Origin of the sequence: Nioella nitratireducens (assembly GCF_001879715.1) — a bacterium.
In the GTDB taxonomy this organism is placed as follows: Bacteria; Pseudomonadota; Alphaproteobacteria; order Rhodobacterales; family Rhodobacteraceae; genus Nioella; species Nioella nitratireducens.
Map to the genome: position 1 here is coordinate 47728 of NZ_MNBW01000008.1, position 25236 is coordinate 72963.

Consider the following 25236-nt stretch of genomic DNA (forward strand, 5'->3'; position numbering starts at 1 on the left):
CCCGTGAGGCATCCGGTTACTTGTTGCCGCCGGGGTTCGGAAACCCGGTGCCGCTGCGAGGCACTTGTTGATCCCAGAGGTTCGTCAACCGATCGGCCACGGTCTCGCGGGCGTCGTTGTCAGAGTCGCTGTTGTAAACAACCAGGAACGGGGCCACCAGGCCGGCCTCGATCGGGCAAATGAATAGCGCATCGACGACATCCCCCCGCAGGTCGTAGCCGCCAATCGTCCATTCGCTGCGCCCGGTGAATCCGTCCCCGCCATAGGTCGCGCGATAGGCATCAACAGTGGCCTCGGCCAGACGCATACATTCGGCCCGCTCATCGACAGACCCTAGGTCATTCACGGTCCAGCCTTCGGCGCTGGCCACGGTTGCACCCATGAAAAGGGCGGATGCGGCGAGAAAAGACGTGAGCTTCATGAAATCCTCCTGACCAAAACGGGCCGACCCCGACTCAGGGGTCGGCCTCGGGATCAGTATACCACGACCGAGCGGATCGATTCGCCGGCATGCATCAAGTCGAAGCCCTTATTTATGTCGTCGAGCGACAGAGTGTGGGTGATCATCGGGTCGATCTCGATCTTGCCCTGCATGTACCAGTCCACGATTTTCGGCACATCGGTCCGGCCACGCGCACCGCCAAAGGCCGTGCCACGCCAGACGCGACCAGTGACCAGTTGGAACGGACGGGTCGAAATCTCGGCGCCAGCGGGTGCCACGCCGATGATCACGCTTTCACCCCAGCCCTTGTGGGCCGATTCCAGTGCCGCGCGCATCACCTGCACATTTCCGGTGGCATCAAAGGTATAGTCCCCTCCGCCGCCGGTCAGCTCGACCAGATGGGCCACCAGATCACCCTCGATTTCCGAGGGGTTCACGAAGTCGGTCATGCCGAACCGTTCGGCCATCGGCTTCTTGTCGTTGTTCAGGTCAACGCCGACGATCCTGTCAGCGCCCGCCAGCCGCAGACCCTGAATGACGTTGAGACCGATACCCCCCAGACCAAAGACGATACCAGTGGCGCCGATTTCGACCTTGGCGGTGTTGATGACCGCGCCGATGCCCGTGGTCACACCACAGCCGATGTAGCAAATCTTGTCGAAAGGTGCATCCTCGCGCACTTTTGCCAGCGCAATTTCCGGCAGGACGGTGTGGTTGGCGAAGGTCGAGCAGCCCATGTAGTGCAGGATGGGGGTGCCATCGAGCATCGAGAACCGGGTGGTGCCGTCGGGCATAAGGCCCTGGCCCTGCGTGGCGCGGATCGCCTGACACAGGTTGGTCTTGCCAGAAAGGCAATATTCACATTCCCGGCATTCCGGCGTGTAAAGCGGGATGACATGATCGCCGGGCTTGAGAGACGTCACGCCGGGGCCCACCTCGACCACCACGCCCGCGCCTTCATGGCCAAGGATGGCGGGAAACAGCCCTTCGGGATCGGCACCGGACAGGGTGAATTCGTCGGTGTGGCAAATGCCCGTGGCCTTGATCTCGACCAACACTTCGCCCTCTTTCGGGCCTTCAAGGTTGACCTCCATCACTTCCAACGGTTTTCCGGCCTCTAGGGCGACGGCGGCACGGGTGCGCATGCAAATTCCTCTCTTCGATTTTGCGTTGGTCCAAAGCCTGTGCCAAAGTGGCGGCGGTTTCAATGCAGATAGCCTGCGCTTGGGTATCTTTTTGCGCTGTGCCAAGGCCGTATTTCACCGGGTACGACCGCAGGGTGCCGCCATCCCTTGCGTTCCCTGCGGAATCCTCCTATATGCCCTGTCAACAGCGGCGCGCCGGTCTCTGACCGAACGTTCCACCGGGAAATATCGACGGGCCGCGCGCCCGTTTTTTTGTGTTTGGAAACATGTCAGACCTGATTGCCAAAACCGCGATGGACCAGCGAATGGCCGAAATCATCACCCCCGTGATCGAGGGAATGGGATTCGAGCTGGTGCGCGTCCGCCTGATGAGCGGCAAGACCAAGACGTTGCAGATCATGGCCGAACGGCCCGAGGGCGGGATAGAAGTGGACAATTGCGCCGACATCTCGACCGCCGTCAGCGCCATCCTCGACGTTGAAGACCCGATCGAGGACAACTACACCCTCGAAGTCTCGTCCCCCGGAATCGACCGGCCTTTGACCCGGCTGAAGGATTTTGACACGTGGCAGGGCTACGAGGCCAAGCTGGAAACCGACGACCTGATCGACGGTCGCCGCCGCTTCAAGGGTGTGCTGGCGGGGATCGAGGGCAGCGAGGTGCTGATCAACCTGCCCGACCAGGACGGTCAGGACGTGACCCTCGGGCTTGAATTCGACTGGTTGAGCGATGCGAAACTGGTCCTGACCGATGAACTGATCACCGAAATGCTGCGCCAACGCAAGGCCGCCGGCACCATCGACGAAACCCAATTCGACGAGATAGAAACCGAAGAGCCTGGAAAGGCGGAGGACTGACCCATGGCAATCACCAGTGCAAACCAGCTGGAGCTTTTGCAAACCGCCGAGGCCGTGGCCCGCGAAAAGATGATCGACCCCGGTCTGGTCATCGAGGCGATGGAAGAGTCGCTCGCCCGCGCCGCCAAATCGCGCTACGGCTCCGAGCTTGATATTCGCGTCCATATCGACCGCAAGACCGGCAAGGCCACCTTCACCCGTGTCCGCACCGTGGTCGAAGAGGTCGAGAACCACTTTACAGACCTGACCCTCCGCGACGCCCGCGCGTTCAAGGAAGACGCCGAGATCGGCGACGAGATCATCGACGAAGTGCCGCCGGTTGACATGGGCCGGATCGCCGCGCAATCGGCCAAGCAGGTCATCCTGCAAAAGGTCCGTGAAGCCGAGCGCGACCGCCAGTTCGAAGAGTTCAAGGATCGCAAGGGCACCATCATCAACGGTCTGGTCAAGCGCGAGGAATACGGCAACGTCATCGTCGATATCGGTCGTGGCGAAGCGGTTCTGCGCCGGAACGAGAAGATCGGCCGCGAAAGCTATCGCCCCAATGACCGGATCCGCGTCTACATCAAGGACGTGCGCCGCGAACCGCGCGGACCGCAGATCTTCCTCAGCCGCACCGCGCCGGAATTCATGGCCGAGCTGTTCAAGATGGAAGTGCCGGAAATCTATGACGGCATCATCGAGATCAAGGCCGTCGCCCGTGACCCCGGTTCGCGCGCCAAGATTGCCGTCATTTCCTATGACAACTCGATCGACCCGGTCGGTGCCTGCGTCGGTATGCGCGGCAGCCGCGTTCAGGCCGTCGTGAACGAGTTGCAGGGCGAAAAGATCGACATCATTCCTTGGAACGACGATCAACCGACGTTCCTTGTGAACGCGCTGCAACCTGCGGAAGTGTCCAAGGTCGTGCTCGATGAAGACGCCGGCAAGATCGAAGTGGTCGTGCCGGATGAACAACTGTCGCTGGCGATCGGTCGCCGTGGTCAGAACGTGCGCCTCGCCTCGCAGTTGACTGGCCTCGACATCGACATTCTGACCGAGGAAGAAGAAAGCGCCCGCCGTCAGGCCGAATTCGCCGAGCGGACCCAGATCTTCATGGATACGCTCGATCTCGACGAATTCTTCGCCCAGCTTCTGGTCTCCGAAGGCTTCACCTCGCTGGAGGAAGTGGCCTATGTCGAACTGGACGAACTGCTGGTCATTGACGGTGTGGACGAAGACACCGCCAACGAACTTCAGGCCCGTGCCCGCGACTACCTCGAAGAACAGAACAAGAAGGCCCTGGAACGCGCCAAGGAACTGGGTGTCGAGCAGAGCCTTATTGATTTTGAAGGTCTGACTCCCCAAATGCTGGAAGCATTGGGGGAAGACGGCATCAAGACGCTGGACGACTTCGCCACTTGCGCCGACTGGGAACTGGCCGGGGGCTGGACCACGGTCGACGGCCAGCGCGTCAAGGACGATGGCCTGCTGGAAAAATTCGAAGTCAGCCTCGAAGAAGCCCAGAACATGGTGATGACCGCCCGTCTGCAACTGGGTTGGGTCACCATCGAAGAGCTTGAAGCAGACGCCGCCGCTGCCGCCGCCGCAGAAGACGACGCAGAGCCCGCCGAAGAGGAGGCCGGGTCCTGAGCGCAGGTCGCGGAGGGTCTGGTCGATGACGCGGGGCGGCCAAATGAAATCGCGCGATGACGCCGAACGGCGGTGCATCGCCACCGGAGAAACCCAGCCCAAGGCCGGGTTGATCCGCTTTGTTGTCGGGCCGGGCGATATTGTCGTGCCCGACATCCTTGAAAAGCTGCCCGGCCGGGGCATCTGGGTTTCGGCGGAACGGGCGGCGTTGGACCTCGCTGTGAAGAAATCGCTTTTCAGCCGTGGTGCGAAAAAGAAAGTGACGGTGCCGGACGACCTCATCACGCAGGTCGATACCGTGCTGTCACGGCATGTTGTGGACCTGATCGCGCTGGCCCGAAAGTCGGGTGTGGCCGTGGCCGGGTTCGAAAAGGTCAAGACCTGGCTCGCAGAGGGTCGGGCGCGTGTCCTGTTTCAGGCCATCGACGGTTCTGAGCGGGGAAAAACGAAACTTTGGACGCCGGAAGGTGGCCGGTTTTTCGGCTGTTTGACGGCCGATGAATTGGGTTTGGCATTCGGGCGCCAACGTGTGATACATGGCGCGCTTGCGACTGGCGGACTCGAGCGACGTGTTGTAGAGGAGGCCTCGAAGCTGCGAGGCCTGCGCGGCACATACGGCGAATATCTCGCCGGGAAGGATACGAAAGACGTATGAGCGATCAAGACGGTAAAAAACCCCTCGGACTTTCTGGCGGCGCCCGGTCGGGCCGCGTGAACCAGAGCTTCTCTCGCGGGCGGACAAAAAGCGTGGTCGTGGAAACCAAACGCAAGCGCGTTGTGGTGCCCAAGCCCGGCGCGTCCGGCGCAGGGTCCGATGGTCCCAAGCGGCCTTCCGGGGTGTCCGACTCCGAAATGGAGCGCCGGTTGAAAGCGCTACAGGCCGCCAAGGCCCGAGAATCTGAAGACGCGGAACGTCGTGAGCGCGAGGAACGCGAACGCGAGGAAGAGCGTGCCCGCCGCAAGGCCGAGATCGAAGCCAAGGAGCGCGAAGAGCGTGAGCGCGAGGACGCGCTGAAAGCCAAGGCAGAAGAAGACGAGCGCCGCAAACGCGAAGAGGAAGAGCGTCGCAAGGCGGAAAAGGCCGGCACTTCTGCACCGCGCCCGGCCGCGCCCGCCGCCGAACCGAACGCTCCGAAAGAAGAGCGCGCGGCACGGCCGACGCCGACCAAGACCGGCGCGCCGACCCCGGCGAAGCGGGACAAGGAACGCGACGACAAGAACACCCGCAACAAGGGTGACCGCGACGGTCGCCGGTCCGGCAAACTGACCGTGAACCAGGCGCTTGCCGGTGGCGAAGGCGGTCGGCAACGGTCGATGGCCGCGATGAAGCGCAAGCAGGAACGCGCCCGTCAGAAAGCCATGGGTGGTCAGCAGGAACGCGAAAAGATCGTGCGCGACGTGCAGGTGCCCGAAGCCATCATGGTCTCGGAACTGGCGAACCGCATGGCCGAGCGTGTTGCGGACGTGGTCAAAGAGCTCATGAAAATGGGCATGATGGTCACGCAGAACCAATCCGTCGACCAAGAAACCGCCGAACTGATCGTCGAGGAATTCGGCCACCGATTTGTGCGGGTGTCGGATTCGGACGTGGAACAGGTGATCGACACCGTCAAGGACAAGGACGAAGACCTGCAATCGCGGGCCCCCGTGATCACCATCATGGGCCACGTCGACCACGGCAAGACCTCGCTTCTGGATGCGATCCGGAACGCCAAGGTCGTTGCAGGCGAGGCGGGTGGCATCACCCAGCACATCGGCGCCTATCAGGTGAATACCGACAGTGGCTCGCTGCTGACCTTCCTCGATACGCCCGGCCACGCCGCGTTTACGTCGATGCGGGCGCGCGGCGCTCAGGTCACGGATATCGTGGTTCTGGTGGTGGCTGCCGATGATTCGGTCATGCCGCAGACCATCGAAGCCATCAACCACGCAAAGGCAGCGGGTGTTCCGATGATCGTTGCGATCAACAAGGTCGACAAACCGGCCGCTGATCCAATGAAGGTGCGCACCGAACTGCTGCAACACGAAGTGGTCGTCGAAGCGATGTCAGGCGAGGTACAGGACGTGGAAGTCTCTGCCCATACCGGGCAGGGCCTCGATGAATTGCTGGAAGCCATTGCGCTGCAAGCCGAGATCCTTGAACTCAAGGCCAATCCCGAACGCGCCGCACAGGGTGCCGTGATCGAAGCGCAGCTCGACGTTGGTCGGGGTCCGGTCGCCACTGTTCTGGTTCAGAACGGCACGCTCAAGCAAGGCGATATCTTCGTCGTGGGCGAGCAGTGGGGCAAGGTCCGCGCGTTGGTCAACGACAAGGGCGAACGTGTCAAAGAAGCCGGTCCTTCGGTTCCGGTCGAGGTTCTGGGTCTCAACGGCACACCCGAAGCGGGCGACGTGTTGAACGTTGTCGACACCGAAGCGCAGGCGCGTGAAATCGCGGAATACCGCGAAAATGCCGCCAAGGAAAAACGGGCCGCTGCCGGGGCTGCGACCACGCTCGATCAGCTCTTGGCCAAGGCCAAGGCAGACGAGAACGTGGCCGAACTGCCGGTTCTGGTGAAGGCCGACGTGCAAGGGTCTGCCGAAGCCATCGCGCAAGCATTGGAAAAGGTCGGCAACGACGAGGTGCGCGTGCGGATGCTGCATTCCGGCGTGGGCGCGATCACCGAATCCGATATCGGCCTGGCCGAAGCGTCGGGCGCGCCGGTCATCGGCTTCAACGTCCGGGCCAACGCACCGGCACGCAACGCCGCGAACCAGAAGGGTGTCGAGATCCGCTATTACTCGGTGATCTACGACCTTGTGGACGACGTGAAGAAGGCGGCCTCGGGCCTCCTGTCTGCTGAAGTGCGCGAGAACTTTATTGGCTATGCCGAGATCAAGGACACCTTCCGCGTGTCCGGCGTCGGCACGGTTGCAGGCTGTCTGGTGACCGAAGGCATTGCCCGCCGGTCGGCCGGGGTGCGCCTGCTGCGTGACAACGTGGTGATCCACGAAGGCACGCTTAAGACGCTCAAACGCTTCAAGGACGAGGTCAAGGAAGTGCAGTCCGGTCAGGAATGCGGCATGGCCTTCGAGAACTATGACGACATCCGCAAGGGCGACGTCATCGAGATCTTCGAACGCGAAGAGGTCGAGCGCTCGCTCGATTGATCGCCAGAGACTCCATCAAGAAAAAGGCGCGCCCGGTTGGACGCGCCTTTTTTGTTTCTGGATCGACGCGCCCGATTATTCCGACGCGGTGTCTTCCTCGACCAGCGAGGCAAGGAAAGCGTAGATATTCGCGGCATCCTCTTCACTGATTCGCGGCTGCGGCGTCATCGTCGAGCGGCCACGCTCGCCGGTGAACTCGGTCAGGAAGGCCGAGGCGTTCGGCACATAGGAAACGAAATGCTCTTCGGTCCAGACCAGTTCGGCATCATGGGCGGCCTGCATAAGCGGCGAATAGCGGAAATCCTCGACCGATCCGGCGGTGCGGCCCGGCAGGCCATAGAGGTTCGGCCCGACGCGCCCGTTCCGACCCGCCAGAACCTCACCGGCGGGGTTGCGGACGACGTGGCAGGTAATGCAGGTGTTGAACGCCTCTGCGCCAGCCTCGGGATCGCCGCTCATGTCGCCGTGGCCGTCAGCAAAGGCCATGGGTGCTGCGAGGATCGCAGTTGCAAAGGTCAGTTTGCGGATCATTGACTCGTCTCCTTTAATTGCGTCGCATTGGAATATAGCGCCTCATGCAAAAATTTCGTGTCTCGATTTGTCACGGTCTTCGCAGGGACCGCGCCCCCCTTGTTCGCGCCACGCACGGGGGTCATATACGAGGAAACAAGGAGACCCTATGAGCAATTCCGACTTTCCCGGCTGGCACGGCACAACCATCATCGGCATCCGCAAGGGCGACGAGGTCGTCGTGGCGGGCGACGGACAGGTCAGTCTTGGGCAAACCGTGATCAAGGGCACCGCCCGCAAGGTGCGCCGCATCGCCCCCGGTGGATACGAGGTGGTGGCAGGCTTCGCCGGGTCGACCGCCGATGCCTTTGCCCTGCTGGAACGACTGGAAGCCAAGTTAGAGGCGACACCGGGCCAGTTGCAGCGCGCCAGCGTCGAACTGGCCAAGGATTGGCGCACTGACAAGTATCTGCAAAAGCTGGAGGCAATGCTGATCGTCACCGATGGCCGCGACCTCTATGTCATCACCGGCGCGGGCGATGTGTTGGAGCCTGAATACGGGATCGCGGCGATCGGATCGGGCGGGAACTATGCCCTCGCTGCTGCCCGCGCGCTGATCGACAGCGACATGGACGCCGAAGGCATCGCCCGCCGCGCCATGTCCATCGCTTCTGACATCTGCGTCTACACCAACGGCAACCTGACGGTAGAGCGAATCAAGGCCTGATCGCCGCCACCGCCTTGGATACACATCCCGAAAGGACCGGAATGACCGACCTTACCCCCCGCGAAATCGTGTCCGAGCTGGACCGCTTCATCATCGGCCAGAAAGACGCCAAGCGCGCCGTTTCCGTGGCTCTGCGCAACCGCTGGCGGCGCAAGCAACTGGGCGATGACCTGCGCGATGAAGTATACCCCAAGAACATCCTGATGATTGGGCCCACCGGGGTCGGCAAGACCGAGATCAGCCGCCGCCTTGCGAAGCTCGCCCGTGCGCCATTCATCAAGGTAGAGGCAACCAAGTTCACCGAAGTGGGCTATGTCGGCCGCGATGTGGAACAGATCATCCGCGACCTGGTGGATTCCGCGCAGGTGATGGTGCGCGAACACATGCGCGAAGAGGTCAAGGCCAGCGCGTACCAAGCCGCGGAAGACCGCGTGATCGAGACCTTGGCGGGCACGGATGCCCGCGACCAGACGCGCGAGATGTTTCGCAAGAAGCTGCGTTCTGGCGAGTTGGACGACAAGGTGATCGAGCTTGAGCTGACCGAAAGCTCCAGCCCGATGGGCGGCATGTTCGAGATCCCCGGCCAACCCGGTGGCATGGGCGGCGGGATGATGAATCTTGGGGATATCTTCGGCAAGGCCTTCGGCGGGCGCACCGTCAAGCGCAAGATGACCGTCGCCGCCAGTTACGAGATCCTGATCGACGAAGAGGCCGACAAGTTGCTCGATCCCGAAACCGTCGCCCGCGAGGCCGTTCGCGCGGTCGAACAGAACGGGATCGTGTTCATTGACGAGATCGACAAGGTCTCGGCCCGGTCGGACGCGCGTGGCGCGGATGTATCGCGGGAGGGGGTGCAACGCGACCTGCTGCCATTGATCGAGGGCACGACCGTCAGCACCAAGCACGGCCCGGTCAAGACCGACCATATCCTGTTCATCGCGTCGGGGGCGTTCCACATCGCCAAGCCATCGGACCTGCTGCCTGAATTGCAAGGGCGTCTGCCGATCCGGGTGGAACTGCGCGCGCTGACCGAAGAAGATTTTGTGCGTATCCTGACCGAAACCGACAATGCGCTGACCCGGCAATACACCGCCCTGATGGCCACCGAAGAGGTCGCCGTCAGCTTCACCGACGATGGCATCGCGGCTCTGGCCAAGATCGCGGCGGATGTGAACCAAAGCGTTGAGAACATCGGTGCGCGGCGTCTTTATACGGTCATGGAGCGTGTATTCGAAGAATTGAGCTTCACCGCCCCGGACCGGACCGGCGATACCGTGGTCGTGAATGCCGATTTCGTCGAAAAGAACCTTGGCGAGCTGATGCGCTCTGCCGATCTGGGGCGCTACGTGCTATAGGCGGGGAATTCCGTCCCCGCCTTTTTGGTGCCCTGTGCTGCGTCCCCTTCTTTTCGCCCTCCTGACCTTGCTGGCCGCCTGTGGCGCCACCCCGCGACTCGTCGTGACACCCGATGTTGCGCCGGGCGCGGGGCAGCGGACGGTCTATGTTGCCACCAACCGCACCTACGAAGATCGGCACTTCTCTGCCGGTCGAGAGAGGGCGCTGGAATATACGCGGTTCTCCGTCTCTATTCCGCCGAATAGAGAGGTCGGGGAAATCACTTGGCCGCGCGGGCCGGTGGCCAACCCCGAGACGGATTTCACCGTGACCGAGGCCGACCGCTACAGCGGCGCCGAGGCCTTTCGCAACGATATTCACAATGCCCTGATGGCCCTGCCGCCCAGTGACCGAGAGGTCGTGGTGTTCGTGCATGGCTATAACAGCAACTTCGCCGCCGGGCTGATGCGGGCGGCGCAGATGGCCCACGATTATGACACGCCGGGGCTGGTGACACATTTCGCGTGGCCCAGTGCGGGCCAGCCGCTTGGCTATGCGTTCGACCGGGAAAGTGCGATGTTCTCACGCGATGCGCTGGAGACGTTCTTGCGCGATCTCGATCGGGCAGGCGCGACCCGCATCCTGCTGGTCGCCCATTCCCTCGGCGCACATCTGACGATGGAAACCCTGCGCCAGATCCGCCTGTCGGGCAACGACGCGGTTCTGGACAGCCTGTCGGGCGTGGCGCTTGTGTCGCCCGATATCGACATCGAACTCTTCCAGTCACAGGCCCGCGCCGTCAGCCCGCTGCCGGAACCCTTCGTGATCATCACGTCGCGCAATGACCGGGCGCTGCGGGTGTCGGCTGGCCTGACCGGGCGGCAGAACCGGCTTGGCAATCTGGGCGAACCAGAGGATGTGGCAGAGTTTCCCATTACCCTGATCGACATTTCCGCCTTTCGGTCAGGGGCAGGGGATTGGTCGAACCATTCCACCTTTGCCACATCGCCGTCGCTGATCCACATGTTCCGGGGGCTGCCCGAGATTGGGCGTGGCGAGATAGACGTGCCCGTCGACCTGTGGACCGGCACGGTCCTGACCGTCAGGAATGCGACCCAGATCCTTTTGACACCGGTGACACAGTGAACGCGGGCCTTGCCTTTCTGCGCGCCAACGCGGCGTTTCTACTGGCCGGAGTGTTGCTGACCTTCACCTCCAGCTTTGGGCAGACGTTTTTTATCTCGATCTTCGCAGGCGAGATCATGGGGGCGTTTTCGCTGACGGATGGCCAATGGGGCCTGATCTATTCGGCGGGCACCACAGCCTCGGCCCTTGTCATGGTCTGGTCCGGGGTGCTGACCGACCGTCTGCGTGTCCGGGTGTTGGGGGCGGTTGTTCTCGCGGCCCTATCCGGGGCCTGCCTGTTCATGGCGGTGAACCCATGGGCAGCGCTGTTGCCTGTCTCTGTCTTTCTTTTGCGTTTCACGGGGCAGGGGATGACCAGCCATATGGCCTCGGTCGCCATGGCGCGGTGGTTCGTGGCGACGCGGGGCAAGGCGTTGGCGATTGCCACGGCTGGATTTGCGCTTGGCGAGGCGATCCTGCCGTTGCTCTTCGTATGGGCGATGACGGTGATGGACTGGCGCTGGCTCTGGATCGGGGCGGCCGGGTTCGTTCTGGCGATGCTGCCGCTGATGCAGCGCCTTCTGCGGCAGGAACGCACGCCGCAATCCTTGGCAGCGGACGATGCGGGCATTGGCATGGACAACCGCCACTGGACCCGGATGGACATGCTGCGTCATCCGCTGTTCTGGTTCGTGCTGCCGTCGATCCTTGGCCCATCGGCCTTTGTCACCGCCCTGTTTTTCCAACAGGTGCACCTTGCCGAGGTAAAAGGCTGGAGCCATGTGAGCTTCGTCGCGCTGTTCCCGCTTTATACGGTGGTTTCAACCCTGTTCATGGCACTGGCGGGATGGGCCTTGGACAAGTTCGGGACCAGCCGTTTGATGCCCTTTTATCAACTGCCCATTGCTGCGAGTTTCATCGTCATGGCGAGTGCTGGCAGCCTTTGGGGCGCGGCCGTGGCCTTTGCCCTGATGGCGATGACCACCGGGGCCAATTCAACGCTTCCCTCGGCCTTTTGGGCAGAGTTCTACGGCACGCGCCATATCGGCGGGATCAAGTCGATCGCCACCGCGGCGATGGTTCTGGGGTCGGCCATCGGACCCGCGATTTCCGGTGTCTTGATCGACGCGGGCATCACGTTCCCCGAGCAGATGCTGGGTATCGCGCTTTGGTTCCTTCTGGCGTCCGGGCTGATGTGGGTCGGTGTCGCCCAAGCCGCGCGGGCGCTACCGCGGGCGGCGTAGATAGACATAATAGGCCCCGGTGCCGCCGTGCCGGATATGGGCCTCGCGGATGTCCAGCACAACCATGCCGAGCGGCGGCATATGCAGCCAGTTCGGCACCTGATGCTTCAACACCCCGCGCCGGATCGGGATCGGGCCAGGATCGTCGCGATCCTTGCCCTTGCCCGTAATCACGAGAACCAAGCGCAATCCGTCGTCATAGGCATCGAGGATGAACCGTGTCAGCGCCGGATGGGCCTGGGCCAGCGTCATTCCATGCAGGTCAATCCGCGCCTCGGGCTTCATCTTGCCGCGCACCATCTTCTTGTGGGTGGAATGGTCCATTCGCACCGGGGCATGGGCCAGGCGGTCCGACACGGACGGTGCCAGGTGGCTGCCGGGCAGGGGGCCGGTGGCGGTTTCACCAATGCGGAAATCGCTGACTTCAAAGCTTTGCTTGCGCTTTGGCTTGGCGTGAACCGGCTCTGTCGGGCGCTCTTCTTCGCGCGGCTTTTCGGGGCGCGCGGAGGTGATCGTTTTGGCCACGGCGGACCAGATCTGCCGATCTTCTTCGCTGAGTTTTCCGGGTTTGCGGCGGGCCATGTCAGACGTCCGGCGCCATCAGGTTGGCCAGCTCGATCGGCATCAGCACAATCATCCGCCCAGGGTCACGGATGCGCCCGGCCTCTTGCCCCGCCGCATCGCCGAACCCATAGAAGATATCTGCCCGCTGCGCCCCCTGAATGGCCGACCCCGTATCCTGCGCGATCATGAGGCGGCGCATCGGAGTTTCGCCATCCTTCTCGATCCAGACCGGTGCCCCAAGCGGAGTGAACACGGGGTCCACCGCGATACTGCGCATGGCCGTGATCGAGCGGTTCATCGCCCCAAGGGGCCCGTCGTTTTCATTTCGGGTCCGGATCACCCGGAAAAAGACGTAGGCCGGGTTGTGGTAGAGCAATTCCCGCCCTTCAGCCCCGTGCCGCCGAACCCACGACTGGATGACCTGGGCTGACACCTGATGCGCCTGATAAACCCCCCGCCGGACAAGCTCCTGACCGACAGACCGGTAATTGCGACCATTGCGCCCGGCATAGCCGACGCGGATCACATGACCGTCGGTCAGGCGAATACGGCCCGAGCCCTGAATCTGCAGAAAGAACAGCTCCACCGGATCATCGACCCAGGCAATTTCCAGACCGCGCCCGTCCAACACCCCGTCCTGGTCGATCTCGCGGCGGGTATAGTAGGGTTCCGCTATATCGGGGGGCAGGCGATAGACCGGATAGCGATAGCGCCCGGTGCGCGTTCGCGATCCGTTCAGTTCCGGCTCGAAATAGCCGGTGAACAGGGCCGGGTCTTCGCCACCGATCAGGACCGGGCGAAAGAACAGCTCGAAAAAGGTGCGTGCGTTGGGTTCCTGTTGCGCCACCGCGCAGAGACGCAGCCATTCGCCATCCATGTCAGGACAGGTGTTGAGAAAGACCCGAAGCGCGGCTTCGTGGTCATCCTCGGCCCATCCCTCAAGATCGTCGAACGACAATATCTGTGCTGTCTGCTGTGCCATGACGGGCGCAGAAAACAGAACCGCGGCGGACAAGACCAGCGAAAAAAGCCCGCCGCGCATGAAGGATTACCCTCCGGTCGCGACCAGAACCCAGTTGGGGTTATCGCTGCCCATAGTGCGGCCGAACGTCCAGGCGTCCCGCTGGCGCTTTATTTCCGAGGGATCGCCCTCGATCACGTCCCCGGCGGCGTTGCGCACGACCGAGGTCAGTTCACCAGCAAAGCGCACCGTGATTTCCGCCTCGCTCGTGGCGCGGTCGAACGTCGCATCATCGAGGGTTAATTCCCGCAGGCCGACAAAGCTCGCTTCGATGGACAAACCCTGACTCTCTCGCTGGCGGATTACCTCTTCGAAGGTTTCCAGAACATCCGGTGCAAGGAACGGACGCAGACCGTCAAGGTCGCCATTTTCGAACGCCATAAGGATCATTTCATAAGCGCCGCGCGCGCCTTGCAAAAACTCGGATACACTGAACCCCGGCTCTGCCATTTTCATGGCGGCCAATGCCTTGGCGGCTTCGCTGCCGTCATCGACATGGTCGATGATATCGCGATCCGGGCCGCCTTCGATCACCTCGAAATCCCGGCGCGCAGTGTTGCTACGTTCCGCGCGCTCTTCGGGCGGGGTTTCATAACCATCCCGTGTTCCCAGAACGTTGCGCAACTTGAGGATCAGGAAAATCGCGATCCCGGCAAGCACCAACAGTTGCAACAGGGATGAACTCATTAGGTAACCTCTTCGTGGAAGGTGGGGTTAAATCTTTCCGACCGATGGCACATATGTAGGCAAGGGGACGGGTCAAGTCCATGTCACACACCCCGTGCCCGAAGACGAAAGGACGCATTATGTGGTTGTTACTTCTGTTCATCGCCGTGCCGTTGATCGAAATCGCTCTTTTCATTCAGGTGGGCGGATTGATCGGCTTGTGGCCGACCTTGGGTATCGTCGTTCTGACGGCGGTTCTGGGGACGTCCCTTGTACGGTCGCAAGGGGCGCAGGCCATGGCTCGGCTGCGGAACAGTTTTGACGATCTGCGTGATCCGACCGAACCCTTGGCCCATGGGGCGATGATCCTGTTTTCGGGCGCGCTGTTGCTGACGCCGGGCTTTTTCACCGATACGCTTGGTTTCGCCCTTCTGGTACCCGGCGTGCGAAACTGGGTGCTGCGCGAATTGCGCAAGCGGGTGAAGGTCGAGTCCATGGTTGCCGGTCAAAAGCAGTGGCGCGCGCAAGGGTCTGCCCCCGGCGACGTGATCGACGGCGAGTACGAAGTCGACGATTCTTCGCCGCGCAACGGTCCCTCTGGATGGACACAGCATTGAGGCCCGCATGTTTGCCTGATAAACGGCAAACAACCTTATAACCTTGGAGATCCCAATGGCCGAAGAAAACGGGACCGATACCCCCGAAGCAGCAGACACAGCAGCACAGCAACCCGTCCTGCCCAAGATGCAGGTTCTGGCACAGTTCATCCGCGACATGTCGTTTGAAAACATCGCGGCCCAGAAGGCGTTGCAGGGCAATACGCAGCCCGAGATTCAGGTTCAGGTCGGGGTCGAGGCGCGAAAGCGGTCGACGGAAAACCAGTATGACGTGATCGTCAAACTCAAGATCGACAGCAAGACCAAGGAAGATGGCGCACAGATCTTCCTGATCGAGCTGGACTATGCCGGCGTCTTCCAGGTCGAGAACGTGACCGAGCAGCAGTTGCACCCGTTCCTGCACATCGAGTGCCCGCGGATGTTGTTCCCCTTCATTCGCCGTATCGTGTCGGACCTGTCGCGCGACGGTGGCTTCCCTCCGCTGAACCTCGACAACATGGATTTCGTGCAGATCTATCGTAACCAATTGGCCCGCGCCGCACAGGCCAAGCCGCACGCCGACGCCTGATCAGCCGAATTTCTTCCAGACAGCGCCGTCGCCCAACTCTTCTACGAAAGAGACATGGGCGGCGGCTTCTTCTTGCGTGATCCGCGCGGGCAGGGGCGTTGAGCGCGGGCGCGGGCGCCAGTCTTCGGTCACTTGTCCCTCGGTTTGGCGGCCGGTGGTCACTTGGAGTGCGAAATCAGGCTGCCGCCCGCCGATCAGCTCCAGATACACCTCTGCCAGAATTTCCGAGTCGAGCAATGCCCCGTGCTTTTCACGGCTGCTGTTATCGATTCCAAAACGGCGGCACAGCGCATCGAGGGATGCCGGCGACCCCGGAAACCTGCGCCGCGCGATGGCCAGCGTATCCAGGGCCCGATCCCAGGGGATTTGTGGCAAGCCAAGCCAACGAAGCTCGGCGTTCAGGAATTTCATGTCAAAACTGGCGTTATGAATGATCAACTTGGAATCGCCACCGATGAATTCCAGGAACTGTTGGCCAAACGCTGAAAAAACAGGTTTGTCCTTGAGTGTGATCTCGCCGGGCTTTGCGTCCCGCGCCCCGGATTCCAGAAGGTCAGGGCCGATGCCGTGCACGCCAAAGGCCTCATCCGGCATTGACCGATCAGGGTTGATATAGACGTGAAACGTGCCGCCCGTGGGCAGGTGGTTATAAAGCTCGATAGCCCCGATTTCGACGATCCTGTCACCGCTTTCCGGGTCAAAACCCGTCGTCTCTGTATCGAGTACGATTTCACGCATGGGCGCCCTCGTTCAGCTTGGCGATCAGGGCCTGAACCTCGGCCCGCGCCTCTTCCATTTCGTAGGTTTCAATGACGAAATCGGCCTTGGCGCGTTTTTCCGCATCGGATGTCTGCCGGGCAAGGATCGACTCCAGCATGGCCGGTGTCATCGTGGCCCGTTCCAAGACACGGCGACGCTGTTCTTCAGCATCGACCGAAACGACCAGAACACCATCCATTTTCTCTGCCCCCCCGGTTTCGAACAGCAACGGGATGTCCAGCACCACCAGCGGCGCGTCGGCGTTCCTGCTCAGAAAATCCGCGCGGTCCTTGGCCACCAAGGGGTGAACAATGGCCTCGATCCGGGCCAGCGCCGATGCGTCCCTTGCAATCCAGTCCTTCAACGCGGCCCGGTCCACCTTGCCGATGGCTGTGGCGTCCGGGCAGATGTCCCCAATTGGGCCGACTGCCGCCCCGCCCTTGGCGTAGAGCCGGTGAACGGCTGCATCCGCGTCCCAGACCGGAACACCTGCGTCGCGGAAAAACCCGGCTGTGGTGGATTTTCCCATCCCGATAGAGCCGGTCAGGCCAAGGACGTAGCTCATCCTTCCAAAACCACCGTGCGCAATTCATCGTCCACCTCGGGTTTCACACCAAACCAGCGCTCAAACCCCGGTGCGGCCTGATGCAACAACATGCCCAAGCCATCCACTGTATGACACCCTCGCGCAGCCGCTTCTTGTAAAAGATCGGTCTGCAAGGGCGCATACACGATGTCATTGACCACCGTTTGCGGGCTGAGCCGGTCAAGGTCGATGTGCAGCGGCTGTTTGCCCGTCATCCCCAGCGACGTGGTGTTCACCAGCAACGCAACCTCTTCCAAGGCATCTGGTATACGGGTCCAGTCCGCAACCTGCACGCGGGCCCCGAAATTATCCTGCAATGCCTCGGCCCGCGCGCGGGTGCGGTTGACCACGATCACATGCGGGCAGCCTTCGGACAGCAGGGTCGATACCACCGCCCGCGCCGCACCACCTGCACCCAGAACCAGCGCCGGGCCCTCGGCGGCGCTCCAACCCGGTGTGTATTGCTTGATATTCTGGATAAAGCCTTCGCCGTCGGTGTTGTCTGCCTGAAGCTTGCCATTGGCGGTGAACGTCAGTGTATTCGCCGCCCCGATCAACGCCGCGCGGTCGGTTACCGAGTCTGCGATCTGAAGCACCGTTTCCTTGTGCGGGATTGTGACGTTGATACCCTTGAACCCAAGCTCTGGCAGCAGGCGCAGCGTATCGTGCAGGGTATCGCGGGTGACATGCAGCGGTACGTAATGGCCGTCGATTCCGTAGCGCCACAGCCAATGACCATGCAACAGGGGCGAGCGGCTATGAGCGATCGGATCCCCGATCACGCCTGCAAGCAACAGCTTGTCCGTCATCCCTCGATCTCCTCCCTCTGGGTCAGGAAGCCGATGACTTCCAAGAGTGGCAACCCCAAGACGGTAAAGTAGTCGCCTTCGACCCGGCTGAAAAGCCGCGCGCCTTCTTCTTCAAGCTTATAGCCGCCAACAGAGTCATCAATACCGGGCCAGTTCCGCTCAAGGTACCCTTCGAGGAAAGCATCGCTGATGTCGCGCATCAACAGCCGCACTTGTCCGACATAGCGCCAGAGCGGTTCCCTTCCGGCATAGATCACAACGGCAGACAGCAGCTTGTGCTGCTTTCCCCGCAACGCGCGCAATTGATCGGCGGCTTCGTCCCGGCTGGCGGGTTTGGACAACACCTGGCCTTGAAACTCCAGCACCTGATCACAGCCGATTACCACGGCGTCCCAATGCTTTTCCGAGATCTTGCGCGCTTTGAATTCGGCCAACGCATCGGCGATGTCGCGCGGTGTGGCATCTTCGGCCAACAGTGCGGCCTTGATCGCTGCCTCATCTATGCGGGCGGGCAGGGCGGTTACGGGCACCCCGGCGTTCGCAAGCAGGGTTTTCCGGATCTCGGAGCCGGAGGCCAGGATGATCTGCGACATTGGATAACTCTCTGAACAACTCTGGGGTCAGGCTGGGGGTGGACCTTTGTATAAACGGGGGTAACTCGCCCGTCCCCCGCAAGGAAGGGGAAAAGCCATGAGTCGCACACCGGTTTTCCACGGGGATAGCTTGCCAACAGGCCGATGTGGCCATGTGAACGAATTTGCCAGCTATCCCAGAGTCGCCGAGAGGATATCCAAGCCGGTTATCATCGACAACACCTTGTATTTAATGTAAATTTCTCGATCCTTGGGATAAGGTCAGAAATCCCTGCCACCGCGCCAAGCCTGTGGAAAAACCTTGGGACAAGATCCGGGTAACCCGCCTATCCCAGTTATCCACGCTACAACAACAACAACATCTTTTCTTTAATATAGATTCTATTATTGAGGGGGCGACGGTTAAGGAGAGCATAATGATCGGCGATTTCCTTGCGGCAGCCTATCCCTGGACCAAGAGTTTGCATGTCATCTCGGTCATCGCGTGGATGGCAGGCCTGTTCTATTTGCCAAGGCTCTTCGTCTATCACGCCGAACAGGTTGGTCAGGGCACCGACACCGATGCGCTGTTCCAGACGATGGAATACAAACTGCTGCGCCTGATCATGAACCCGGCCATGATTGCCACATGGGTCTTCGGTCTGGCCTTGGTCTTCACCCCGGGAATCGTTTATTGGGGCGAGGTCTGGCCTTGGACCAAAGCTGTGGCCGTGCTGGGGATGACGTGGTTTCACCACTGGCTTGGACTGCGCCGCAAGGACTTTGCCAAGGGTGAGAATATTCGCACCGGGCGGACCTATCGGATGATGAACGAACTGCCGACCCTGTTCCTGGTGGTGATCGTGATTTCTGTGATCGCCCGACCGTTTTCCTGAGCCCGGTTGACTCGGAAGGGGCTTTTGCCTATCTGGCAATTCAACGGGGCCGTCCGGCCCTGCTGTTTCCCTATTCAAATCTATTCGCGGCACGCCTGATCACCCGGGCAGAGCCAGCCCGAGGGACGATCTTCCCATGACCACCGAAACGCTGAATCTGGCCGATCTCAAGGCCAACTCCCCCAAAGACCTGCTGTCGATGGCAGAGGAACTCGAAATCGAGAACGCCTCGACCATGCGCAAGGGCGAGATGATGTTCCAGATCCTCAAGGAGCGCGCAGACGAGGGCTGGGAAATTTCCGGCGATGGCGTACTTGAAGTGTTGCAAGACGGGTTCGGGTTCCTGCGCTCGCCCGAGGCGAACTATCTGCCGGGCCCCGATGACATTTACGTCTCGCCCGAGATGATCCGCCAGCATTCCTTGCGCACCGGCGACACGGTGGAGGGGGTCATTCACGCCCCGCGCGAAAATGAGCGGTATTTCGGGCTGGTAAAGGCCACGCAGATCAACTTTGAAGATCCCGAAAAGGCCAAGCACAAGATCAACTTCGACAACCTGACGCCGCTCTATCCCGATGAGCGGCTGAAAATGGAACTGGACGATCCGACCATCAAGGATCGCTCGGCCCGGATCATCGACCTTGTAGCGCCCATCGGCAAAGGCCAGCGGTCGCTGATCGTGGCGCCGCCGCGCACGGGCAAGACGGTTCTCTTGCAAAACATTGCAAGCTCGATCGAGAAAAACCACCCCGAGTGCTACCTGATCGTCCTGTTGATCGACGAACGTCCCGAAGAGGTGACGGATATGCAGCGCAGCGTGAAAGGCGAGGTGATCTCCTCGACTTTCGACGAACCTGCAACACGTCACGTTGCCGTCTCGGAAATGGTGATCGAGAAGGCCAAACGCCTTGTTGAACACAAGCGCGACGTAGTGATTCTGCTCGACTCGATCACCCGCCTTGGCCGCGCTTACAACACCACCGTTCCCAGCTCTGGCAAGGTTCTGACCGGCGGTGTCGATGCGAACGCCCTGCAACGGCCCAAGCGCTTCTTTGGCGCCGCGCGGAACATCGAAGAGGGGGGATCGCTGACCATCATCGCGACCGCCCTGATCGACACCGGCAGTCGTATGGATGAAGTCATCTTTGAAGAGTTCAAAGGCACCGGCAACAGTGAAATCGTGCTGGACCGCAAGGTGGCCGACAAGCGTGTGTTCCCGGCGATGGACATCCTGAAATCCGGCACCCGCAAGGAAGACCTGCTGGTCGAGTCCAAAGACCTGCACAAAACCTTCCTGCTGCGCCGCATTCTGAACCCGATGGGCACCACCGATGCCATCGAGTTCCTGATTTCCAAGCTCAAGCAGACCAAGTCGAACGCCGAGTTCTTCGATTCTATGAACAGCTGACCCCGCGGAGGGGCTATGGATACCATCTTTGCGCTGGCCACGGCGCCGGGGAAAGCCGGCGTTGCCGTGATCCGTATTTCGGGTCCGGCGGCATTTGGCGTGGCCGGGGCCTTGGCCGGGTCGGTTCCCAGTGTCGGAACGGCACGTCTGCGCAAGCTGCTGGATGGGCAGGGCGGCCATCTGGACGACGCATTGGTGCTGGCCTTCCAAGGCCCCCGCAGCTTTACCGGTGAGGATGTGGTAGAGCTTCACACCCATGGTAGCCCCGCCACGGTCAGATCTGTTCTTGCGGCTATTGGTGCAACCGATCTGGCGCGAATGGCAGAGCCGGGGGAATTCACCCGCCGCGCGTTGGAAAACGACCGGATGGACGTGGCCCAGGTTGAAGGCCTGGCCGATTTGATCGACGCCGAAACCGAGGCGCAGCGCGTTCAGGCATTGCGCGTTCTGTCAGGCGGTCTTGGCCAGCTGGTAGAGCAATGGCGCGAGAACTTGCTGCGCGCCGCAGCGCTGTTAGAGGTCACGATCGACTTTGCCGACGAGGAGGTGCCTGTTGATGTCACGCCCGAAGTCACTTCGTTGCTGACTCCGGTCATGGCCGATCTGCGCAGGGAAATCGCTGGGGTTGATGTGGCTGAACGTATCAGAGACGGTTTTGAGGTTGCCATCCTGGGCGCCCCAAATGCGGGAAAATCCACACTTCTCAACATGCTCGCAGGGCGAGAGGCGGCCATCACGTCCGATATCGCCGGCACAACCCGCGACGTGATCGAGGTGAGGATGGATCTGCGCGGATTGCCAGTGACCGTGCTGGACACCGCTGGCCTACGAGAGTCCGGCGACGCGGTCGAACGCATCGGGATCGACCGGGCCCGCACCCGGGCCGAGGGGGCGGACATCCGCGTATTCCTGCAATCTGAACCGGGCGAGGTGCCGCCGATCTCTATGCGCGACGGGGATATCGTGCTGCTTGGCAAAGGCGATCTGCATGGGAACACCGAGTGCGCGATTTCCGGGGTGACTGGGCTGGGGGTCTCATCCCTGATCGACCAGTTGGCCGATACACTGTCGACCCGCGCTGCGCGTCAGGTTACCGCCACACATGCCCGCCACGGCGAGGCGATGGCAGATTCACTCCGGTCTTTGGTCGCGGGAATGGATGAGGTACAAGCAGGGCCAGATCGAACCGAACTGGCGGCAGAGCATTTGCGCAGCGCGATTAGACGGCTGGATTCCCTGATTGGCCGGATTGATGTGGAAATGGTCCTGGGCGAAATCTTCTCGCGCTTCTGCCTCGGGAAATAGGAGTGTTTCACGTGAAACATCTGGACTTCGATGTCGTGGTGATCGGCGGCGGTCATGCCGGATCAGATGCGGCCCATGCGGCAGCCCGCGCCGGTGCGCGTGTGGCGTTGCTGACCCTGCGGGCCGACACCATCGGCGTCATGTCGTGCAACCCTGCAATTGGAGGATTGGGCAAGGGCCATCTTGTCCGGGAAATCGACGCGCTTGGTGGGGCCATGGGCCGCGTGGCCGATGCGTCCGGTATCCAGTTCCGGCTTTTGAACCGCCGGAAAGGTCCAGCCGTTCAAGGCCCACGCACTCAATCCGATCGCAAACTCTACCGCCTCGCCATGCAGGCAGAGTTGGCCTGTTTGCCAAGTCTTTCGATCATCGAAGGTGAAGCCGCCGATCTGATCATGAACGCGGGCCGGATCGGTGGCGTCCGTTTGGAAGACGGGTCCGAGATCCGGGCCGGGGCGGTGGTGCTGACCACTGGCACATTCCTGCGTGGGATCATCCATATCGGTGACGTCCAGCGCCCCGGTGGGCGGATGGGGGACAAGCCCTCTAACCTGTTGGCAGAGCGGATCGACGCGTTCGGCCTGCCGCTAGGCCGCCTGAAAACCGGCACGCCGCCGCGCCTGAACGGCAAGACGATCAACTGGGGCATTCTCGACAGCCAGCCTGCTGATGACAATCCGGTCATGTTTTCTTTCCTGTCGAAGGGGCCGCAGGTGCGTCAGATCGCCTGTGGGATCACCCATACCAATGCCGCGACGCACCGGATCATCCGCGACAACCTCGACCGATCGGCGATGTATGGCGGGCATATCGAGGGGATCGGCCCGCGCTATTGCCCGTCGATCGAAGACAAGATCGTGCGGTTTGCCGACAAGGAGTCTCACCAGATCTTCCTCGAACCCGAGGGTCTGGACGACGACACGGTCTATCCCAACGGCATCTCGACCTCGCTGCCGGAAGACGTGCAGCACGACTACGTGCATTCGATTCGCGGGTTGGAGCAGGCCGAAATCCTGCAACCGGGGTATGCCATCGAATATGATTACGTCGATCCACGGGCGCTTAGCCCAGTGCTTGAGGTCAAGGACGTGCCGGGCCTGTTCCTTGCCGGGCAGATCAACGGAACAACGGGATATGAAGAGGCTGCGGCACAAGGCCTTGTGGCAGGCCTGAATGCAGCACACCAGGTTTTGTCTAAGGATCCGGTAACGTTCAGTCGAAGCGACTCCTACATCGGTGTCATGATCGACGACCTCGTGACTCGGGGCGTTGCGGAACCTTACCGGATGTTCACCTCGCGGGCAGAGTTTCGACTGACCTTGCGCGCCGATAATGCAGACCAGCGGCTGACCCCGCGCGCGAAGGAGCTTGGCATTGTCAGCCAGGAGCGGGTGCAAACATTCGACGCCAAGATGGAGCGATTGGCCAGGGGCTATGACACCATGCGCGCCCTGTCTGTCACGCCGACCGAGGGGCGGGCGCATGGACTCAACATTAACCAGGACGGGCAGCGGCGCACGGCGCTCGACCTGTTGTCCTTTCCGGATATCACTATCGAAAACCTCGCGGCGATCTGGCCTGATGTGAATGCATTGAACACTGAGACCAAGGCGCAGCTATCGCGCGAGGCGCTCTACGTCAGCTATATTGAACGACAGCAGCGCGACGTTGCGGCTCTGAAACGAGACGAAGCGCAACGGATTCCCGATGGTTTCACCTATGACGCGATTGACGGTTTGTCGAATGAGCTGCGGGGTAAGCTCAGCCACATTCGTCCGCAAACCTTGGGGCAGGCGGGGCGGATCGAAGGAATGACCCCAGCAGCTTTGACGCTGCTGTTGACCAAGATCCGGCAGCATGAACGGAAACGGGCATGACCGAAGACGATGCGCGCGCCCGGCTGCAGGCCAGTGTTTCACGTGAAACATTCGACCGGTTGCAGACCTATGCCGACGCGCTTGTGAAGTGGCAAAAGGCCATCAACCTGGTTGCGCCAAGCACGATCCCCGAGCTTTGGAGCCGCCATTTCCTCGATTCTGCCCAAGTGTTCGATCTTTGCCCGGTCAAAGAGGGGCTTTGGCTGGACATCGGGTCGGGCGCGGGGTTTCCGGGCCTCGTGTGTGCGGCCGTTGCAGCCGAACAGGCCCCGGAGCTGCGGTTTACCTTCATTGAGAGCGATCTGCGTAAAGGCAGCTTTCTGCGTACCGTTGCGGCGGAAATGGGCCTGAAGGTCGGAGTTCTAACCCGGAGAATCGAAGAGGCGCCGCCCCAAGGCGCGGCGGTTCTGTCGGCACGGGCTTTGGCCTCTCTCGGCAAACTTCTTGGGCATGCAGAGCGTCACCTGTCGCCCAATGGCACCGCCCTGTTCCTAAAAGGCGCGACACATGCGCAGGAAATCGAAGAAGCGCTTGAGACATGGCGGATGAGCGTGGATTCTGTTTCCAGCCAGACGGCCGAGGGGGCCGTGATTCTGAAAATCGGAGATATTCACCGTGCTTGAGTCCAGCCGACCTCGTTGTATTGCCATTGCCAACCAGAAGGGCGGGGTTGGAAAGACCACGACCGCAATCAACCTTGGGGCCGCGCTCGCCGCCGAAGGGCAGCGGGTGCTGGTGATTGATCTTGATCCGCAAGGGAATGCGTCTACCGGGCTGGGGATCGACACCGAACAGCGCAATTTTACGACCTATGACCTTTTGATCGAGGGGATGTCGCTGCGGGAAATCCTGCTGCCGACGGGCGTAGACAACCTCTGGATTGCACCATCGACCACCGACCTCAGCTCGGCCGATGTGGAGCTTGTGAGTAATGAAAACAGGGTTTTCCTGCTGAAAGATGCTCTTCAGCCGGCCTCCGTGGCCGGGTTCGACATCATCTTGATGGACTGCCCACCGTCGTTGAACCTGTTGACGGTCAACGCCATGGTGGCGGCCGACGCGGTTCTGGTGCCTCTGCAATCGGAATTCTTCGCATTGGAGGGGCTGTCTCAATTGATGCTGACGATCCGAGAGGTTCGCCAGTCTGCAAATCCAGCCCTGCGAATTGAGGGTGTGGTGTTGACCATGTATGACACTCGCAACAACTTGTGTCGGCAGGTCGAAGAAGATGCCCGCGACAATCTTGGGGAACTGGTGTATCGCACCCGGATTCCGCGCAATGTTCGGCTGAGCGAGGCCCCGTCCTATGCCATGCCGATTCTGCAATACGATCCCACCTCGAAGGGCAGCGAAGCCTATCGTGATCTGGCGAGAGAGGTCTTGGACCGTCAGTTGCAGCAAGCCTGAGAAGGAAACAAGAA

Annotated in this window: 26 protein-coding genes; 16 read left to right on the forward strand and 10 right to left on the reverse strand. The window is 61.2% G+C overall.

Annotated features, from left to right (window positions below):
* Positions 1–16 precede the first annotated feature (16 nt).
* Together BKY27_RS09480 and BKY27_RS09485 are read right to left on the reverse strand one after the other, a co-directional pair.
* On the reverse strand, positions 17–421 hold the full coding sequence (locus BKY27_RS09480) for a hypothetical protein (protein WP_071674235.1): 405 nt from the start codon (positions 419–421) through the stop codon (positions 17–19).
* Positions 422–474: 53 nt separating this feature from the next.
* Positions 475–1587: an S-(hydroxymethyl)glutathione dehydrogenase/class III alcohol dehydrogenase gene (locus BKY27_RS09485; protein ID WP_071674236.1), complete on the reverse strand. Its 1113-nt coding sequence runs from the start codon at positions 1585–1587 to the stop codon at positions 475–477.
* Positions 1588–1853: 266 nt separating this feature from the next.
* Here BKY27_RS09485 and rimP point away from each other — a divergent pair, with 266 nt between their 5' ends.
* From rimP to infB, 4 genes are read left to right on the forward strand one after another with little or no spacing between them, the layout of a single operon-like run.
* The gene (rimP, locus tag BKY27_RS09490) at positions 1854–2444 is read left to right on the forward strand and encodes a ribosome maturation factor RimP (protein ID WP_071674237.1); all 591 of its coding nucleotides are present in this window, start codon (positions 1854–1856) and stop codon (positions 2442–2444) included.
* Between the two features lie 3 nt (positions 2445–2447).
* A complete protein-coding gene (gene nusA, locus BKY27_RS09495) occupies positions 2448–4076 on the forward strand; it encodes a transcription termination factor NusA (RefSeq protein WP_071674238.1) in 1629 nt (542 codons plus the stop codon).
* Positions 4077–4101: 25 nt separating this feature from the next.
* Positions 4102–4731, forward strand: a complete 630-nt coding sequence (locus tag BKY27_RS09500; RefSeq protein WP_071674239.1) for an RNA-binding protein — start codon at positions 4102–4104, stop codon at positions 4729–4731.
* Positions 4728–7226 carry a translation initiation factor IF-2 gene (gene infB / locus BKY27_RS09505; RefSeq protein ID WP_071674240.1) on the forward strand — a complete coding sequence of 833 codons (2499 nt, stop codon included), beginning with the start codon at positions 4728–4730 and terminating at the stop codon, positions 7224–7226. The genes BKY27_RS09500 and infB overlap by 4 nt, the downstream gene beginning before the upstream one ends.
* A 75-nt stretch (positions 7227–7301) precedes the next feature.
* Here the strand turns inward: infB and BKY27_RS09510 are convergent, their stop codons facing one another.
* Positions 7302–7757 carry a c-type cytochrome gene (locus BKY27_RS09510; RefSeq protein ID WP_084667918.1) on the reverse strand — a complete coding sequence of 152 codons (456 nt, stop codon included), beginning with the start codon at positions 7755–7757 and terminating at the stop codon, positions 7302–7304.
* Positions 7758–7905: 148 nt separating this feature from the next.
* Between BKY27_RS09510 and hslV the strand changes: the two genes are divergently transcribed.
* The 4 genes from hslV to BKY27_RS09530 all read left to right on the forward strand — a co-directional run bounded on the left by hslV (position 7906) and on the right by BKY27_RS09530 (position 12167).
* A complete protein-coding gene (gene hslV, locus BKY27_RS09515) occupies positions 7906–8463 on the forward strand; it encodes an ATP-dependent protease subunit HslV (RefSeq protein WP_071674241.1) in 558 nt (185 codons plus the stop codon).
* A 41-nt stretch (positions 8464–8504) separates the two neighbouring features.
* A complete protein-coding gene (gene hslU / locus BKY27_RS09520; protein WP_071674242.1) occupies positions 8505–9818 on the forward strand; it encodes an ATP-dependent protease ATPase subunit HslU in 1314 nt (437 codons plus the stop codon).
* Positions 9819–9921: 103 nt separating this feature from the next.
* Positions 9922–10944 (forward strand): alpha/beta hydrolase, encoded by a 1023-nt coding sequence (locus BKY27_RS09525; RefSeq protein ID WP_146636219.1) that lies wholly within the window; start codon positions 9922–9924, stop codon positions 10942–10944.
* Positions 10941–12167: an MFS transporter gene (locus BKY27_RS09530; protein ID WP_071674244.1), complete on the forward strand. Its 1227-nt coding sequence runs from the start codon at positions 10941–10943 to the stop codon at positions 12165–12167. Before BKY27_RS09525 ends, BKY27_RS09530 begins: the two co-directional genes overlap by 4 nt.
* Here BKY27_RS09530 and BKY27_RS09535 read toward each other — a convergent pair.
* From BKY27_RS09535 to BKY27_RS09545, 3 genes are read right to left on the reverse strand one after another with little or no spacing between them, the layout of a single operon-like run.
* Positions 12150–12749: a Smr/MutS family protein gene (locus BKY27_RS09535; protein WP_071674245.1), complete on the reverse strand. Its 600-nt coding sequence runs from the start codon at positions 12747–12749 to the stop codon at positions 12150–12152. The genes BKY27_RS09530 and BKY27_RS09535 overlap by 18 nt on opposite strands.
* A 1-nt stretch (position 12750) precedes the next feature.
* Positions 12751–13773 carry a murein transglycosylase A gene (gene mltA, locus BKY27_RS09540; RefSeq protein WP_071674246.1) on the reverse strand — a complete coding sequence of 341 codons (1023 nt, stop codon included), beginning with the start codon at positions 13771–13773 and terminating at the stop codon, positions 12751–12753.
* Between the two features lie 6 nt (positions 13774–13779).
* The gene (locus tag BKY27_RS09545) at positions 13780–14439 is read right to left on the reverse strand and encodes a Tim44/TimA family putative adaptor protein (RefSeq protein ID WP_071674247.1); all 660 of its coding nucleotides are present in this window, start codon (positions 14437–14439) and stop codon (positions 13780–13782) included.
* A gap of 119 nt (positions 14440–14558) precedes the next feature.
* On the opposite strand from BKY27_RS09545, the gene BKY27_RS09550 reads away from it, so the two are divergent.
* On the forward strand, positions 14559–15035 hold the full coding sequence (locus BKY27_RS09550) for an FxsA family protein (protein WP_071674248.1): 477 nt from the start codon (positions 14559–14561) through the stop codon (positions 15033–15035).
* 55 nt (positions 15036–15090) lie between these two features.
* A complete protein-coding gene (secB, locus tag BKY27_RS09555; RefSeq protein ID WP_071674249.1) occupies positions 15091–15603 on the forward strand; it encodes a protein-export chaperone SecB in 513 nt (170 codons plus the stop codon).
* Here the strand turns inward: secB and dnaQ are convergent, their stop codons facing one another.
* Genes dnaQ through BKY27_RS09575 form a run of 4 tightly spaced genes read right to left on the reverse strand, consistent with a single transcriptional unit; the run spans position 15604 to position 18350 of the window.
* Positions 15604–16341 (reverse strand): DNA polymerase III subunit epsilon, encoded by a 738-nt coding sequence (dnaQ, locus tag BKY27_RS09560; protein WP_071674250.1) that lies wholly within the window; start codon positions 16339–16341, stop codon positions 15604–15606.
* On the reverse strand, positions 16334–16927 hold the full coding sequence (coaE, locus tag BKY27_RS09565; RefSeq protein ID WP_071674251.1) for a dephospho-CoA kinase: 594 nt from the start codon (positions 16925–16927) through the stop codon (positions 16334–16336). The genes dnaQ and coaE overlap by 8 nt, the downstream gene beginning before the upstream one ends.
* A complete protein-coding gene (locus tag BKY27_RS09570) occupies positions 16924–17757 on the reverse strand; it encodes a shikimate dehydrogenase (RefSeq protein WP_071674252.1) in 834 nt (277 codons plus the stop codon). The genes coaE and BKY27_RS09570 overlap by 4 nt, the downstream gene beginning before the upstream one ends.
* Positions 17754–18350, reverse strand: a complete 597-nt coding sequence (locus BKY27_RS09575) for a Maf family protein (RefSeq protein ID WP_071674253.1) — start codon at positions 18348–18350, stop codon at positions 17754–17756. Before BKY27_RS09575 ends, BKY27_RS09570 begins: the two co-directional genes overlap by 4 nt.
* A gap of 416 nt (positions 18351–18766) precedes the next feature.
* Between BKY27_RS09575 and hemJ the strand changes: the two genes are divergently transcribed.
* The 6 genes from hemJ to BKY27_RS09605 all read left to right on the forward strand — a co-directional run bounded on the left by hemJ (position 18767) and on the right by BKY27_RS09605 (position 25222).
* Entirely contained in the window at positions 18767–19225 is a 459-nt protein-coding gene (hemJ, locus tag BKY27_RS09580; RefSeq protein ID WP_071674254.1) for a protoporphyrinogen oxidase HemJ, read from the forward strand.
* 136 nt (positions 19226–19361) lie between these two features.
* Positions 19362–20633, forward strand: coding sequence for a transcription termination factor Rho (gene rho, locus BKY27_RS09585; RefSeq protein WP_071674255.1), 1272 nt, complete (start codon positions 19362–19364; stop codon positions 20631–20633).
* 15 nt (positions 20634–20648) lie between these two features.
* Positions 20649–21938, forward strand: coding sequence for a tRNA uridine-5-carboxymethylaminomethyl(34) synthesis GTPase MnmE (mnmE, locus tag BKY27_RS09590; RefSeq protein WP_071674256.1), 1290 nt, complete (start codon positions 20649–20651; stop codon positions 21936–21938).
* Positions 21939–21949: 11 nt separating this feature from the next.
* The gene (gene mnmG, locus BKY27_RS09595) at positions 21950–23815 is read left to right on the forward strand and encodes a tRNA uridine-5-carboxymethylaminomethyl(34) synthesis enzyme MnmG (protein ID WP_071674386.1); all 1866 of its coding nucleotides are present in this window, start codon (positions 21950–21952) and stop codon (positions 23813–23815) included.
* A complete protein-coding gene (gene rsmG, locus BKY27_RS09600; RefSeq protein WP_071674257.1) occupies positions 23812–24438 on the forward strand; it encodes a 16S rRNA (guanine(527)-N(7))-methyltransferase RsmG in 627 nt (208 codons plus the stop codon). The genes mnmG and rsmG overlap by 4 nt, the downstream gene beginning before the upstream one ends.
* The gene (locus tag BKY27_RS09605) at positions 24431–25222 is read left to right on the forward strand and encodes a ParA family protein (RefSeq protein ID WP_071674258.1); all 792 of its coding nucleotides are present in this window, start codon (positions 24431–24433) and stop codon (positions 25220–25222) included. Before rsmG ends, BKY27_RS09605 begins: the two co-directional genes overlap by 8 nt.
* The last annotated feature ends 14 nt before the right edge of the window (positions 25223–25236 follow it).